Annotated in this window: 16 protein-coding genes; 9 read left to right on the top strand and 7 right to left on the bottom strand. The window is 45.6% G+C overall.

The features are described from left to right. The first annotated feature begins 39 nt into the window (after positions 1 to 39). Together HDC92_RS21070 and HDC92_RS21065 are read left to right on the top strand one after the other, a co-directional pair. Complete coding sequence (locus HDC92_RS21070; RefSeq protein ID WP_183876974.1) at positions 40 to 288, top strand: hypothetical protein; 249 nt, start codon at positions 40 to 42, stop codon at positions 286 to 288. Positions 289 to 290: 2 nt separating this feature from the next. Continuing rightward, positions 291 to 1,109, top strand: coding sequence for an SOS response-associated peptidase (locus tag HDC92_RS21065; RefSeq protein WP_183876973.1), 819 nt, complete (start codon positions 291 to 293; stop codon positions 1,107 to 1,109). A 4-nt stretch (positions 1,110 to 1,113) separates the two neighbouring features. Here HDC92_RS21065 and HDC92_RS21060 read toward each other — a convergent pair whose 3' ends face one another. Both HDC92_RS21060 and HDC92_RS21055 read right to left on the bottom strand, forming a co-directional pair. After that, positions 1,114 to 1,377, bottom strand: coding sequence for a hypothetical protein (locus HDC92_RS21060; protein WP_183876972.1), 264 nt, complete (start codon positions 1,375 to 1,377; stop codon positions 1,114 to 1,116). Between the two features lie 129 nt (positions 1,378 to 1,506). Then, the gene (locus tag HDC92_RS21055; RefSeq protein ID WP_183876971.1) at positions 1,507 to 2,379 is read right to left on the bottom strand and encodes a restriction endonuclease; all 873 of its coding nucleotides are present in this window, start codon (positions 2,377 to 2,379) and stop codon (positions 1,507 to 1,509) included. 142 nt (positions 2,380 to 2,521) lie between these two features. Between HDC92_RS21055 and HDC92_RS21050 the strand changes: the two genes are divergently transcribed. From HDC92_RS21050 to HDC92_RS21040, 3 genes are read left to right on the top strand one after another with little or no spacing between them, the layout of a single operon-like run. Then, entirely contained in the window at positions 2,522 to 2,767 is a 246-nt protein-coding gene (locus tag HDC92_RS21050; protein ID WP_183876970.1) for a hypothetical protein, read from the top strand. After that, positions 2,767 to 2,997 (top strand): hypothetical protein, encoded by a 231-nt coding sequence (locus HDC92_RS21045; protein ID WP_183876969.1) that lies wholly within the window; start codon positions 2,767 to 2,769, stop codon positions 2,995 to 2,997. Before HDC92_RS21050 ends, HDC92_RS21045 begins: the two co-directional genes overlap by 1 nt. 11 nt (positions 2,998 to 3,008) lie before the next feature. Then, positions 3,009 to 3,539 carry a cupin domain-containing protein gene (locus HDC92_RS21040; protein WP_183876968.1) on the top strand — a complete coding sequence of 177 codons (531 nt, stop codon included), beginning with the start codon at positions 3,009 to 3,011 and terminating at the stop codon, positions 3,537 to 3,539. A 5-nt stretch (positions 3,540 to 3,544) separates the two neighbouring features. Here the strand turns inward: HDC92_RS21040 and HDC92_RS21035 are convergent, their stop codons facing one another. After that, positions 3,545 to 4,171 (bottom strand): alpha-ketoglutarate-dependent dioxygenase AlkB family protein, encoded by a 627-nt coding sequence (locus tag HDC92_RS21035; RefSeq protein ID WP_183876967.1) that lies wholly within the window; start codon positions 4,169 to 4,171, stop codon positions 3,545 to 3,547. Positions 4,172 to 4,366: 195 nt separating this feature from the next. On the opposite strand from HDC92_RS21035, the gene HDC92_RS21030 reads away from it, so the two are divergent. The 4 genes from HDC92_RS21030 (at position 4,367) to HDC92_RS21015 (ending at position 10,202) form a co-directional block, all read left to right on the top strand. Further along, on the top strand, positions 4,367 to 5,113 hold the full coding sequence (locus HDC92_RS21030) for an ImuA family protein (RefSeq protein WP_183876966.1): 747 nt from the start codon (positions 4,367 to 4,369) through the stop codon (positions 5,111 to 5,113). 5 nt (positions 5,114 to 5,118) lie between these two features. Beyond that, positions 5,119 to 6,627: a Y-family DNA polymerase gene (locus tag HDC92_RS21025; protein ID WP_183876965.1), complete on the top strand. Its 1,509-nt coding sequence runs from the start codon at positions 5,119 to 5,121 to the stop codon at positions 6,625 to 6,627. An 11-nt stretch (positions 6,628 to 6,638) separates the two neighbouring features. Then, a complete protein-coding gene (locus HDC92_RS21020) occupies positions 6,639 to 9,869 on the top strand; it encodes an error-prone DNA polymerase (protein ID WP_183876964.1) in 3,231 nt (1,076 codons plus the stop codon). Positions 9,870 to 9,944: 75 nt separating this feature from the next. Then, on the top strand, positions 9,945 to 10,202 hold the full coding sequence (locus HDC92_RS21015; RefSeq protein ID WP_183876963.1) for a hypothetical protein: 258 nt from the start codon (positions 9,945 to 9,947) through the stop codon (positions 10,200 to 10,202). 417 nt (positions 10,203 to 10,619) lie between these two features. Here the strand turns inward: HDC92_RS21015 and HDC92_RS21010 are convergent, their stop codons facing one another. The 4 genes from HDC92_RS21010 to HDC92_RS20995 all read right to left on the bottom strand — a co-directional run bounded on the left by HDC92_RS21010 (position 10,620) and on the right by HDC92_RS20995 (position 13,810). After that, on the bottom strand, positions 10,620 to 11,864 hold the full coding sequence (locus HDC92_RS21010) for a hypothetical protein (RefSeq protein ID WP_183876962.1): 1,245 nt from the start codon (positions 11,862 to 11,864) through the stop codon (positions 10,620 to 10,622). Positions 11,865 to 11,972: 108 nt separating this feature from the next. Continuing rightward, a complete protein-coding gene (locus HDC92_RS21005; RefSeq protein WP_183876961.1) occupies positions 11,973 to 12,413 on the bottom strand; it encodes a hypothetical protein in 441 nt (146 codons plus the stop codon). Positions 12,414 to 12,474: 61 nt separating this feature from the next. After that, positions 12,475 to 13,191, bottom strand: a complete 717-nt coding sequence (locus tag HDC92_RS21000) for a hypothetical protein (protein ID WP_183876960.1) — start codon at positions 13,189 to 13,191, stop codon at positions 12,475 to 12,477. A gap of 1 nt (position 13,192) precedes the next feature. Next, a complete protein-coding gene (locus HDC92_RS20995) occupies positions 13,193 to 13,810 on the bottom strand; it encodes a hypothetical protein (protein ID WP_183876959.1) in 618 nt (205 codons plus the stop codon). Positions 13,811 to 14,386: the final 576 nt, after the last annotated feature.

Raw genomic sequence — 14,386 nt, 5'->3', positions numbered from 1 at the left:
GCTCAGGATGATTTTGAAATAAATTTCTTAAATTTAAGGATGAGGGAAATTGAGGCGCCTTTCGCGCTGGAACTGGATGGAAAAGATATTCGTATATCAGAACATGAGCTTCAGGGCAAAAGGGTATTTCATGTAAATTTCGGGGATGGGGCAAACCCTCTGGTTATTACAGTGGGACTGAGCGCCAGGAAAGAGAAGTTCTGGACATCCATCCCCCAAGGCCGGGGCGCTGAAGCTGAAAAAATAGGGAAATTAATTGCGGAGCATATCCGCGCTAAAAGGAAATAAATATGTGCTACTACAACGGACAAAAAGTAACAAGGGCAGAGTTTATTCAATTGAAGCAATTGGAAAAGGCAGTAAGAGATTATGATTTTTTAAATGTCGATGTCCATAATGGTTTTAATTATCCACCCTGCGCGATAGCTATTGCAACCGATGACCGCCGGGATTTTGAGCTGGTGCAGGCCCAATGGGGATACGTGCCAGGAAAAATGAGTGCAGAGGACGCCATTGCTTTCCGGCGAAAACTAACGACTCTAAATTTCAAGGGCGAAAACCTTTGGGTGAGTGAATCCGGCAAGCGGTCTATGTGGAAAGATGCTGCAAGAAGCCGAAGGTGTCTGGTGCTGTCAACCGGAATCGTAGAATCCCGGCACATCCCAAAAATCGGAAAAAAAGGCCAGGAGCTGAAAGAAACGATCAAGTATCCCTATCAGATAGGTTTAAAGGAACGTGAATATTTTTGGCTGCCTGGATTATACAGCGACTGGGTCAACACCGATACAGGCGAGGTCACCAAGACATTTGCCATTGGCATTACCAAAGCGAATGAACTGATGAAGCAGGTACATAATTCTAAAAAGCGCATGCCAGCTGTGTTGACCGATGAATTGGCCTGGGAATGGCTGATGGGGGACTTAACCGAAGACAGGGTCACCGAAATTGCCATGACCCAGATCCCTTCAAGTATGATGGAGTTGTGTACGATCGGTCCTGAGTACAGGACTGCCGGCGAGGTGAATAAAAAGGATTATCCGGATCTTGAACCTATCAATCAGACCTTTATTGACCAGGAAGTACTTGAATTTGACCATTGGGAGCGTTAATTAATTATGCGTAATGGCCATCTATTGCCGCACCGATTAAATCCACTTCTTCCTGTTCCATATTTCCTTCCAATTGCTGCCAGCAGTGATCGGAATCAGGTGCCAGGACCGCTAAGGTTTCGCTGTCTTTATCCCGCTTGATTTTAAAGGTTAGCGCGTGTTCCGGGCCACTTACCTTGTTTTCTTCTGCGACCACATTGAGCGTGGTTGGCTCCATGCCTTTGTTGATCTGCACGGTAACCTGAAATGTTTCTTCCTGCTGTTCCACGGTTATATTATTGATTTAAAGGATAAACAGTCCAGTTCTGGATTTGTTAGCCGGAATCGTACATGCTTTCAATTTTTACTGAATGGATCCTCAAAATTGCTTTTATCTCATGCTAATCCCATTCATCGGCTAAGACTCCCCGGCGTCCCTGAACAACAAACCGCCTTTGGACAATTTAAAGGTGTTTTTTTCAAAAATTTCTTTCATGATCATCCATACCTGATCGACAAGCTGGAATGATTTTTTTGAACTTGCGTCAATCTCTGCCAGAAATCCGCTGAATTCCATTTTTTTAATCTCGGCTTCCGCATCGCAATAGTTCCTGATCAGTTTCCCGTTAACATGCGGAAAAGCTAAAGTAATCGTTTTTAATAGTTGCTCCCTCTTACCAACTTCCACGCAATAGGCATTGACAAATTGGTCAAAAGCGATTTTCCTGCCATCGGGAGTCAGAATAAATGCATGACCCGGAAAGCGCAGCATCATCAGTTCGTCTTCATCGGTAATCCCGAGGCTGCCAAGATCGATAGAGACAATCTTTGTGCGTTTGATGGTGATCCTGGCATTTATTTCCAGTGTGCCTATTTCGACATTTTCCCCGCCTTTCTTTTCATTTTGCCCGGCTTCCCGCAGTTCAACCAATTTTATGCCCAGATGGTCCGCATAGGTCAGGGTATCTGGAGTAAATCCTGTCTTTGTAACAATGATGCCGCTGGAGATATCTGCATCACGCATGATTTCGGAAAGCTCCATGACGATTTTCTTAGTCACCTTCTTTTTCAGATACTTGCATTCTATTGCCGTCAGGAGTACCTTGTCACCAACAATCTGTTCGGTCAGTACATCGATCTGATGTTTTACCCCTGATTTTCCCCGGACCTTGGATTTAGTACCGTAGCTTTTGATCTTGATACCATATCCGGCGCCGAGCATCTCATAGATGTATTTCGTGATTTCCTCATAGCCTTTCCAGTCCAGCCCTGTGTTGTTATCCTCAGCCATACGCATTAATGTAAATATAAAACTAAACTATTTTTTAGAATCCGCGAGGTAACGATCAGCGGCCTTGAGCAGCAAGCTTCTGGATAAGAAAATTAAGAGGCTGCGGGGCCGAAATGTAACCTTCTTTACAATGTGGGCCTTTTTGGAAACTGAATTGGTAAACTATTGTTATGTGATCATGGAAACATTTGAAATACAGTTATTAGCAGATCGCTTTCAGATCGAACCCCTGGAAAACGGGCTCTACCGGATCATGGAAGGCGAGCATAAAGTTGGCGTGATCTTCCCTGAGCCGGACGGCGACCAGGTGAAATGGGCAACACAGGATGAACTGGACGAGGGCTTTGTTCAACAGATCGGTGAATTGATCACCGAGCATAACATGTAATGAAAACCTTTTTCCATGCGGTAGAACCTTATCACATCCAGGCTTCTGGCATGCGGCTTACCGTGCTGCCTATGGAAGATGGGGTTTACAGGGTTTGTCATCGGGATAAAGTGCTGGCTGATCTTTATCCGGAAATCACTGCGGCGGGTATATTCTGGAACGGCTTTGGCCAGCTTTCTGTATGGGTTGCTGAAGAAATCGGGCAGCAGATCTGCGCCCATGAAATCTAAATCTTTTATTCATGGAGATTACTTTTGAAATTTATAATCTGAGTGATGACGGGACTATTCCCAATAGTAAATACCCAGTCATTGTTTATCATCACGCTTTTACCATGGAGGGAAAACCAGCGGCTGATTTCCTGGAGACCAGGTTTGCAGAAAATGGCTGGAGCAATGCTTTTCGCTGGCGGGTTTATGATTATCACCATTACCATACCAACACGCATGAGGTTTTGGGTGTATATGCCGGAAATGCGTTGTTGCAGCTCGGCGGCCCAAACGGAGAGAAATTGCATGTCCGGCCGGGCGACGTCATAGTGCTGCCTGCCGGTACGGGTCATATTTCGCTGAGTCGTAGCGATGATTTTGCTGTTGTGGGTGCTTATCCTGATGGCGCGGAGCCTGATCTGATTAAGCTCGGTGATAAGCGGCCGGATGGCGTGCGGGAAAAGGTGGATGGAATCCCGGTTCCGGATCATGACCCTTTATATGGTGATGCTTCGGGGGGTATGGTGGGCTCCTGGAATGAGCGCGGCGCCAGGGATGGCTGACTGCCCTAATGGCTTGAAAAATTAACCGGTTTTGAGGATTCTGAAATCCTGAAAGTGAGGTTGATCCTGGGACCTACTGCTCTTGCAGTCTTAGGGATGTGGTGCTCATAATGCGCCTGCATGGTTTCACCCATTAACAGCAGGCTACCATGGGTTAAGGGGATGTCAAGCGCTGTGATGTCTTTCCTTGTTTTATGGCGAACCTTGAAAATCCTGGTATCTCCAAAGGTGACTGAAGCGATATGATGGTGCTTACCGTCCGCCGGGAGGTTGTTACTGTGCCAGGCTACCGAATCTTTGCCGTCCCGGTAAAGGTTCAACAGTACCCGGTCAAAGCTGATTTCGGTGACCTTTTCTACTGCCTGTTTAATTTCTAACAATAACGGTGTCCATGCGTGCCCGTTTTCTCCGCCGTAATAAGCGATTAGCCGGGGATCCGGGACCATTCTGTCATACATCTTTCTCATGCGCTGCTGCCAGGGAGCCTCCTCCAAAAGCGTGTTGTAATAACCATCGGCTTCCTGCTTCCCAAAAAAATGCTGCCAAAGCCGCAACTCGGTATCGGGCAGTTTAAAGTCGGTATACCGCTTTATGCCCCCGTCAAATAACTCGGTGTCTGCAAAAAGGATCATACTTCAAAGATACAAAATTTGTCATTTAACTAAAAAAATTAGTATCACAAATTGTTTTAGTGTTTGTTTTAAGCGGAATTATGAACAAAAATTGGCTAATTATCAACATTTCATAAATTGCTAACATTTTTAGTTTTATTTTGTTGTGTAATTCGATGGTGCTGAAATAGGGGCCATGAATTGGGGGAATAAATTATGGATGCTAAAAAGGAAATATTGATCAGGCTGCAGCAGGATATCCTGCTCTGGCAGGGCTTTAAGCCTCAGGCTGCAGGTAAAGGCGAACGTGTCGGGCTTGGGGAGATCGAGCAGGCTTTTCCCGGCGGGGTTTTTCCGAAAACAGCCATCCATGAATTTATTACAGTTTTACCGGAGGATGCCGCGGCCAGTGATGGTTTCATTGCAGGTTTACTGGCCATCCTGATGCAGGACGGCGCGGCATGTGTTTGGGTGAGTACCTCAAGACGCTTATTTCCGGCCTCACTTAGTGGTTTTAATGTAGAACCTGAGCGCATCATTTTTATGGATGTGAAGACTGAAAAGGATGTGCTTTGGATTACTGAGGAAGCGTTGAAGTGCGAAGGGCTGGCGGCTGTGGTCGCTGAACTGAATAATTTGAGCTTGATTGAATCCCGCAGGTTGCAACTTGCTGTTGAGGAAAGCGGGGTGACTGGGTTTATCCTGCGTAAGGATGCAAGCAAAGGGGTAAGTACGGTGGCTACGGCCAGGTGGAAGATCAGCCCTTTGCGTACAGAAACCGAAGAGGGAATGCCTGGTCTGGGTTTCCCGCGCTGGCGGGTGGAGCTGCTGAAAGTCCGCAACGGCAATCCGGGCAGCTGGATACTGGAATGGGCAGGTGAATGTTTTGAGGAGGTAGCTAAAGTTATGGAAGTAGCTGATGAGTCGGCCTGGTCTGAACAACAGGACAGGCAAATTGGATAAGAGTTATGCAAAGGCGTTTTGTTTCCATATGGTTCCGCCAGCTGCTGGCTGACTGGCAGCTGATCCGCCGCCCGGAACTCTCTGGTGTGCCTTTTGTTTTTGCTGCGCCTGATCATGGCCGCATGATGATCACTGCGGTGAGTCCGCTGGCAGACCAATCAGGTGTTGAACCGGGGATGCGGGCAGCGGATGCTAAAGCAATTTGCCCGGGACTGGAAGTGCTGGATGATAAGCCGGGGCGTCCGCGAAACCTGCTGCGCGGGTTGGGTGAATGGTGCGTGCGGTATTCACCTGTTGTTGCCATCGATGAATTTGGAATGGATGGCCTGTTGCTGGATGTTTCCGGTTGTAGCCATCTCTGGGGCGGCGAAAAGGAATATTTGAAAGAAATTGTTTCCCGGTTAAAAAGTAAGGGATATACCGTTCGGGTGGCGATCGCTGACACGCCGGGCGCTGCCTGGGCGGTTTCCCGTTATGGTAAAGTGACGCCACTTGTCCCGGCCGGCGGGCATACTGAGGCTTTGCTTGGTTTGGTGCCGGAGGCTTTGCGTTTGGAGTCGCCGGTACTTGCCAGGTTGCGTAAGCTCGGGTTTTACCAGATCAAAAGTTTTGTTTCGATGCCAAGGTCTGTTTTACGCAGGCGTTTTGGTGAGGAGTTTCTATTGCGGCTGGCGCAGGCGCTGGGTACAGAAGATGAAGTGCTGGTTCCCTTGCAGCTGCCTGTTCCGTTCCAGGAGCGGTTGCCCTGCCTGGAGCCGATAAAAACCCGGACGGGAATTGAAATCGCCATTACCCGGATGCTGGAAAGTTTATGTAAACGGATGCAAGCTGAAGGCAAGGGCTTACGCACGGGTGTTTTGACCGGTTACCGGATTGACGGTAAGGTCGTACAGGTGGTTATCGGCACCAGCGGTGCTACACATAGCGTGAGTCATTTGTTCAAGCTTTTCCAGTTAAAGATAGATCAGATCCGGCCAGCATTGGGCATTGAGCTGTTTGTGCTGGATGCGCCGAAGGTGGATGATGTGGAGGTTCCGCAGGAAGAAATGTGGACGGCAAAGCCTGGGCTGGATGATCAGAGCCTGATCCGCTTACTCGACCGGGTTGCGGGAAAGGTTGGCCCCGAAGTGATCCACCGGTATTTGCCTGCAAAGCGTTACTGGCCGGAGCGATCAGTTTTGCAGGCAGGATCAGTTACCCAGAAGCCCTCGTGCAGCTGGCGGGTGGAAAAACCGCGACCGACAGAATTATTGAAAAAGCCTGATCCCATTGAAGTGATGGCGCTGATCCCGGATCATCCGCCTAAGTTTTTTATATACAAAGGGGTTCAGCATATGGTGATCAAAGCCGACGGGCCGGAAAGGATTGAACGGGAATGGTGGCTGGATACCGGGGAACACCGGGATTATTACCAGGTGGAAGATGACCAGGGCAGACGGTATTGGCTGTACCGTTCTGGTCACTATGGTGGTGATCAGAAATATCAGTGGTTTATTCATGGATTTTTTGCTTAAGGGACGGTGTTATGGGATATAGTGAATTACAGGTAACTTCTAATTTCAGCTTTTTGCGGGGGGCTTCTCATGCGCATGAGCTGGTAGACCGGGCAGAAGCTTACGGATATCAAAAGCTTGCGATAACTGACCGGAATACGCTGGCGGGGATTGTTCGCGCACATGCGGCCTGCCGTGGAAAAAATGTGAAACTGATCCCGGCTTGCAGACTTGATTTACTCGACGGGCCAAGCTTACTGGCGTATCCGACAGACAAAGAGGCGTACGGCAGATTATCGGCGCTTTTGACGCTGGGTAACATGAGGGCGGAAAAAGGGTCTTGCTTTATTTCCCGTGCTGATGTATATGCACACAGTAAGGGCATGATTTTTACTCTGGTAATGCCGGGAGTACTGAACCGCAGGTTTGAGTATGACGCTGGTTTTATCGCTGCGGTTGCGCAATACCGGGAAGCACTGGGCGGGCAGCTATATTTAGCCGCCACCCGGACTTATTTGGGAAATGATGATAAGCTGATTTTCCGCACTTCCCAGCTTTCTGATTTTTACGGGATACCGGTAGTGGCGACAAATGATGTGCATTACCATGATCCTTCGCGAAGGGAACTGCAGGATATACTGACCTGCGTCCGCGAGAAGTGTACGATCCAGGAAGCGGGTTTCCTGCTGCACCAAAATGCGGAGCGGCATATGAAGGAAGTTGCCGAGATGGAGCGGCTGTTCAGGAATTATCCTGAGGCGATTGAAAACACGATGGTGATTGCTGAGGCCTGCAATTTTTCATTGGATGAATTGAAATATGTTTATCCTGAGGAGATCAATCCAAGCGGACGCTCCCCTATGGAAGAGTTGGAATACCTGACCTGGAAGGGCGCACATGAGTTTTACGGGGAGGTGGTACCTGAAAAGGTCGTGAACATGATCAATCATGAGATGGCTTTTGTTAAGGAAATGGATTACGCCAATTACTTTCTTTTTGTGGAGGATATTGTGCGTGAGGCCAGGTCCCGCGGCATCCTTTGCCAGGGCCGGGGATCGGCTGCAAATTCAGCGATATGTTTTGTTTTGGGCATCACCTCAGTCAACCCGATGAAGTTTGATTTGCTGTTTGAACGCTTCATTTCCCCAGCCAGAAATGAGCCGCCGGATATCGATGTGGACTTTGAGCATGAACGGCGGGAAGAGATTATCCAGTATATCTATAACAAGTACGGACGTGACCGCGCGGCTATCGTAGCTACAGTTACCCAGCAGCACCAGAAGGGTGCGATCCGGGACGTGGGTAAAGCGATGGGCTTGTCGGTAGATACCATCAACCGGCTTTCCGGTTCGCTTTGGGAATATACGGATGAATGGTTTGAAGGTAAGCGGGTGACAGAATCGGGCCTGAACCCCAATGATCCGCATTTGAAAAAGACCCTGGAACTGACCTCGCAAATGATGGGTTTTCCGCGCCAGCTGGGTCAGCATACCGGGGGATTTGTGGTGACCCAGGGTAAGCTGACCGATCTCTGTCCGATCCTGAATGCCAGGATGGAAGACCGCACAAATATTGAATGGAACAAAGATGATATCGATGCGCTGGGATTTTTAAAGGTGGATGTGCTGGCCTTAGGGATGCTGACCTGTATCCGTAAGGGCTTTGACCTCTGCCGCGATCATTACGGCAAGCATTTTACGCTAGCCAATATCCCGCAGGATGATCCGGAGGTGTATGACATGATCTGTCTGGCCGACACGCTGGGGGTGTTCCAGATTGAAAGCCGGGCACAGATGTCGATGCTGCCGAGATTAAAACCCAGGGAATTTTATGACCTGGTGATTGAGGTGGCAATTGTACGGCCCGGACCGATCCAGGGAGATATGGTGCATCCGTACCTGCGCAGGCGCAATGGAGAGGAGCCCATTGTTTATCCGTCGAAAGAACTTGAAGAAATTCTTGGAAGGACACTGGGCGTGCCGCTGTTCCAGGAACAGGCGATGAAAATAGCGATCGTTGCGGCCGGGTTTACACCAGCCGAAGCAGATGGATTGCGCAGAAGTATGGCCACTTTCAAGTTTAAGGGCATGGTCAATCAGTATGAGCAAAAGCTGATTGACGGTATGGTCGGCAAAGGTTATACTGTTGAATTTGCGAAGCGGATCTTTAAACAACTCGAAGGATTCGGCAGTTATGGATTCCCTGAAAGTCACGCGGCAAGTTTCGCCTTACTAGTTTATGTGTCCTGCTGGCTGAAACATTATTACCCGGATGCTTTTGCTGCTGCGCTGTTGAACAGCATGCCGATGGGTTTTTACCAGCCTGCGCAGATTGTAATAGATGCCCAGAAGCATAGCGTCCAGGTCCGGGAGGTAGATGTTAACCTTTCGTTCTGGGATAATAAGCTGGAAGAAAAATCAGGAAAGTATTTTGAACTTCGTCTGGGATTCCGGGAGATTAAGGGGATTCGTGAGGAGGAAATGGAGATATTGGTGAATGCCCGTGGCGAGGGTTATACCAGTCTTACGGCATTGCGGGATGCCGGTGTTTCGCTGGGCACTTTGGAAAAGTTAGCTGATGCGGATGCGTTCCGCTCGTTGGGAATGGATCGGCGCAAGGCGCTCTGGGAGGTTTCAGCTCTGCAGGATATGCCGGTAGAGTTATTCAAGGGGCAGGCGTCGGAAAGCGTGCTGGAAACCCAAGTGGAATTGCCGCTGATGAGTCAGGGCGAACACGTCGTGCAGGATTATAACACCATTGGGCTTTCTTTGAAAGCACACCCGGTGAGTTTCGTCAGGTCTCAACTGGATATGTTAAATATTAAATCCTGTCATACGATTAATAACGATTCCACCAATGGGCAACTGGTCAAAGTGGCTGGACTTGTACTGGTGCGTCAGCGCCCGGGAACTGCTGGCGGGGTTTGTTTTATCACGATTGAAGATGAATCAGGGTATTCTAACCTGGTTGTATTTGAAAAGCTGTTTGAAACCTACCGTAAAGAGATCCTGCATTCCAGGCTGCTGATGGTGGAAGGCCGGTTACAGCGGGAAGGTCAGGTGGTGCATGTGATTGTCAGCAAGTGTTTTGATTTTACCAGGATGCTGGGTAAGCTCGTGCAAAGGAAGATCGATGATCTGCCGGTATTGACCCTGGCACGAGGTGATGAAAAATCTGCGCCTTATCCTTCCCAAAATAAACGAGCTCAGGTCCGGGAGGACGTTTCAAAAGAAACCTTTCATGGCGGCAGGAATTTCAGGTAACACCTTCAGAACCGATATTCTACACAAAGGCTTGGAATCTTTGTTATATTTATAAATGGACTAAAAATTAAAATTATGCAGGGAGAAGAGGAAACTTTTATGATAAATGTAGACATCAATACCGGCCGTGAACAACTGGAAATGACTGTTTTCGGTTACGAAGATTTAAAAGAAAAACCAAATCATGAGCTCGTGTTTAAGGTTATCCTGGACGGCGTGGATCTTACGACTGTGACCAATAAAGGAGGCGAATCCTGGTATCAGGTGGAAGGTCTGCTCGATCGGGAAAGCATCGATAAAATCGGCGGTGCCATCGAGAAGCATTACCTATAAGCCATGGCCCACGTTATGTTCTTCTGCATTTTCTACCGTTCGTTTGCCAATACCGAATATTTCGTTTTCTAGAAGTTGCTTTTTCATGTTCTAAAGGTTTTGTTGCTGCAAAATTCTACCACAATAAAAAATAAATGCGAAAAATATCCGGATTAAACCCGAGTGTATCTGGTAAAAGCCGTGTAATAATCGAATAACCAACACCCTTCTTAGTTATGAACAAGCTGAAATATTTATTTTAGCATATAACTACTTATTGGAAATTCAAAAACTGCTTCATGACAAATAACACCAGTGAAGAAAGTACCGCATCAACTGCGGCGACCCCTTTCTTTTGGGCAGGGTGAACAAGGTCTATTTATGTCAAGGTTTACATAAAAAGCCGTTATGAAATGTTCGCAGTTAATGGCGGAATCCTTAATCTGGTACAACAGATGTGATACCGATGCCTTCTTTGGAAAAGGGATCCCCAGGGACATGCATGCCTATCCCGTCTATAAGCAGAATGGTACGTTCAAAAGCCTCCGTGCAGATGATAAGTTCGGAATTGACAAAGGATTTAATTTCGTCGAATTTCTGAAAAACCTTCATGAGCTCCTTTTCGTCACCAGTTGCATGATTTAGCCAGCCCCGTGTAAATGAAGTTAAATACGAACCCTTTATAAACTCATTACCAGTCTGATAATGGATCAACGGGTGCCGGTTTCGGGACAGTAATTTGTGCTGGTGATTAGCTCTTCTTGAAAACCAGATAAAATGTTCATCTGCAGCAAGATGCGGATACTTTTCTTTTAGTTCTTTTTTTGTTCGTTTTTGAAATAGCCCCTGAAAGGAAAGGTATTTGGCCTCGAGTGTAACAGGATCCATCATTAAATACATCAGGTATGCCAGGCGTTCATAAAAGGTATATAGTTCCTCAACGGCATTCTCAAGATAGAATAAGTACTTGGAATCGTAAAAATTTAACTTCGCCGGATATACCTTTCTCCCCTGGAAGTCGTAGGCATGTTCGGTGTAATGTGTCGTATACCTGCCCCACATATTTGCACAGGCAACACTGTACCGGAGATTTCGCTGGCAATCATAGATCTCCTGAAAATAATCATGACTGGTATCAGCAACCATTGTTGCATTGCTGTGATCGACAAGTTTCCAGATCCGGGTAAAAAAGGAGAATGCATCCTCTCCTTTGTATTTATAATCAAAAAGCAGTTTTACATTCAGCTGGTCGGCCTCCCTTTCGTAGGACTTGTGAAACAGCAGCAACGATTTTTGCTCTTTGTTCATCAGCCGGATTTCCCTGTCATTCACTCCGTATTGAGGATAAACAAATGACTGAATGGCAAAATCAAAAGTGACAGGAACAGTGTAGATCTTTCCAGTCTTCAAATTTTGTTCATTGAGTGTTCCGCTGATCTCGACATCTATAATGATTTCATCATATGGCTCCTGATATTCATCGATGAGACTCATTGAAAGTGCTTCGTTTGCCCAAACTATGCTTTTGACATCAGGTTCAAAGTACGCTTCATCAGGATTCCTGATCTTTCCTGACATAAAATGCTTGTTTTTTTTTAGCCTGAGCAGAGACCAGAACATAATGCCGTTGTTCATCTCCATGCATTCTTTCAATTGCACTATGGTACCCTTTAATTCACTCATGATCCCGGAGTTAGAAGTAAACAGTAAAAATAGGGTTTTAATTCTGGATATTATTTGTTTAAGCAGTCAACATCTGCTAAACCAAATTGTGGACCCACATCAACATCATTATTCAAAGCCCTTTAAATAATCCTCTGTGACAGTATTGACGTTTCGCAGATCTGCCCTGAAACAATAGGCGTTCACATACTGATAGATCTGTTCAAAAGAAATCAAAGCGGATTTTTCGTTCTGAGTGAGTTCACGCCAGCTAAGCATATGTGAACAGGCCCAGCATAACTTGATGTCACTGATCTCTTTTGACAAAGCCGCTGCTGAAAGATTCTCACCTTCGTATCCTTCCTCGTTATAAGGTGAAAAGCATATCCGGTCAAGGGAATGAATGATACATAAGGCTTCATGTGTTAGCTGATAAACTGTTTGCAGCTGACGCACTGTTTTTTCTTCATCCCACGGCTGTAACAAACTAAGGTATTGAGAGTGCCATGTCCTGACGGAATTTTCAAGAATGGCGAATTTCAGTTTCAGGTTTTCTAAAGTGATCTCCATTTTTACAAATGAATTGATTCTGCGAAACTATATCAAGAATAATTATTCGAATATTTAACAGTTACACGGATCGCAGATCATTCTGTTTCTCGAAATGGCTCTTCAGGTCAGAACCAATTTTCTTAAAACCCATTGATTTCAACTCTTCGGACTTCATCAGGCGTGCAATATCCTCAATCGATCCTATTTCAAAACTATAGTCATCTAGTACAGGACACTTTATCCAGAACCTAAATTCTTTCTGATGGGTAAAGCCGATGTCTTTTTTGAATTGTGATTTCCAGCCATTATATTTTGAGAAGTCCTCATACTCCACAAACCTACTTTCAAATTCCATATTATTGAATTTCAATGCAGATTCGATTCTGTTCTTGAATTCCTGCGCATCTATAATCAATATAACCCATTCCTTGATGTGATCGATGTCCCCTCCGGCAGTCACATCTAAAACCTGGTGACTAATATCATGGAAATACAAACAGAACAAATTCCCGCAGATCTGGTTAGGAAAATACGATGCCGTTTGTTGCAATGGCCCTATGTACAATGGTTTAAAATCTGCGCCGTTTTTGTACTCAATCTTCCCGAGAATATTCTTGATCGCAAATACAGTTTCGTACTTATCACCGATGAAATTTTCATCTTTGAGATTCGCAAAATAATGCATCGGCCTGCAAAATATACTGCCTTTTTTCAACAGAGATTCAAGATGCTGTTTTTCTCCGAATTTCAGAAAGCAGCCGGTAACCTTTTTTGTCTTTTTCACTTTAGTTCCCATCCTACTTAATTAGCGCTGCATTTACAAATACTTTATCTTCAATTCCCTTTGTATCGAAGATATACGCAATGTCTTCTAGATTTCCTATTTGAAAAATATAAGGTTCGTTAATTTCGGTATGGAGTATTAACCGCCATTCTTTTTGCCACCCATAGGCGAGATCCTTCGTAAACATATTTTTTTCCCCAGAAAATTTTGAAAGATCCCTATAAGTGACTTCATCGCAGCTGTATTCAACTCTGTTCTTCGTCAGGTGATCGAAAATCCGATTAAAAAATTTGTCGCCGTCATGTATGCTTACACAATGGCTGCCGAATTCTTTAAGTCTGGCATCAAAAGGACTGTGAAGGATTGGCAGAGACGGATCAATCGTGGTCAGAAACATGCAGTATAGATTTCCTGTCGGATTTGCAATGATCTTTCTATGCCTGATCTGTGAAGCATTTAAAGTGACTATCTTATTTGGTTCATCTAGTGGGATCAAATGCAACAAACTGTCTTCGTGATATTGCATTTCAACTACCAGTTCGTTTTTGTCGAAACGACAACTATCATCCTTTTGAGCAAAAAAACTGATTGGCTTACAGTAAATTGTTCCGTTTTTTACTAGGTCTGTCATATCGCGTTTAGACCCGAACTTCAAAAATAAATTCATACTGTAATTTACATTAGATTCTTTGCATAAAACAAATCCCAATATTTATTGGATCGAATTGGAACAAAAACTATCTTTAGGTATCCCGTAAGGATAACGGGAACTTTGTTTTACAATTGTTTTACGTAAAAGCAAAGTTGATAGTTAAAATACTGAAAATTAGAAAGTTGTATCGGCGTCTACAGAGGCTGAAAATCCATGTGTCGCCGGTTCGATCCCGGCCCATACCACAAGCCTCCTAGAAACTCTAGGGGGCTTTTTTTATGCCTAAAGGCTGATTCTTCAGATAACCAATGGAATATTGCTAAAGTTTTGATTAAGTTTGTACATAGTCTTTTGTACAAAATCCTGAAAAAAACTTTAGTAAAACTTTAGTATGGCAAAACTTACTCCTGTGATCCTTAATGATGAGCCGGTTCAATCGGACTGGGTATTTCAGGGAAAATGGTTCTTCCCCACATTTGGTGGTTAAGTTGGTTTGAGTACTAATCTTTTTCTAAGTAATTCGAAACTGGCCCTACCATACATTTGCCGTTTGAT

The organism is Pedobacter sp. AK017 (assembly GCF_014200825.1).
Taxonomy (GTDB): domain Bacteria; phylum Bacteroidota; class Bacteroidia; order Sphingobacteriales; family Sphingobacteriaceae; genus Pedobacter; species Pedobacter heparinus.
Note: the sequence above shows the minus strand (reverse complement) of the source record. Positions and strands in the feature narration are given on the sequence as shown.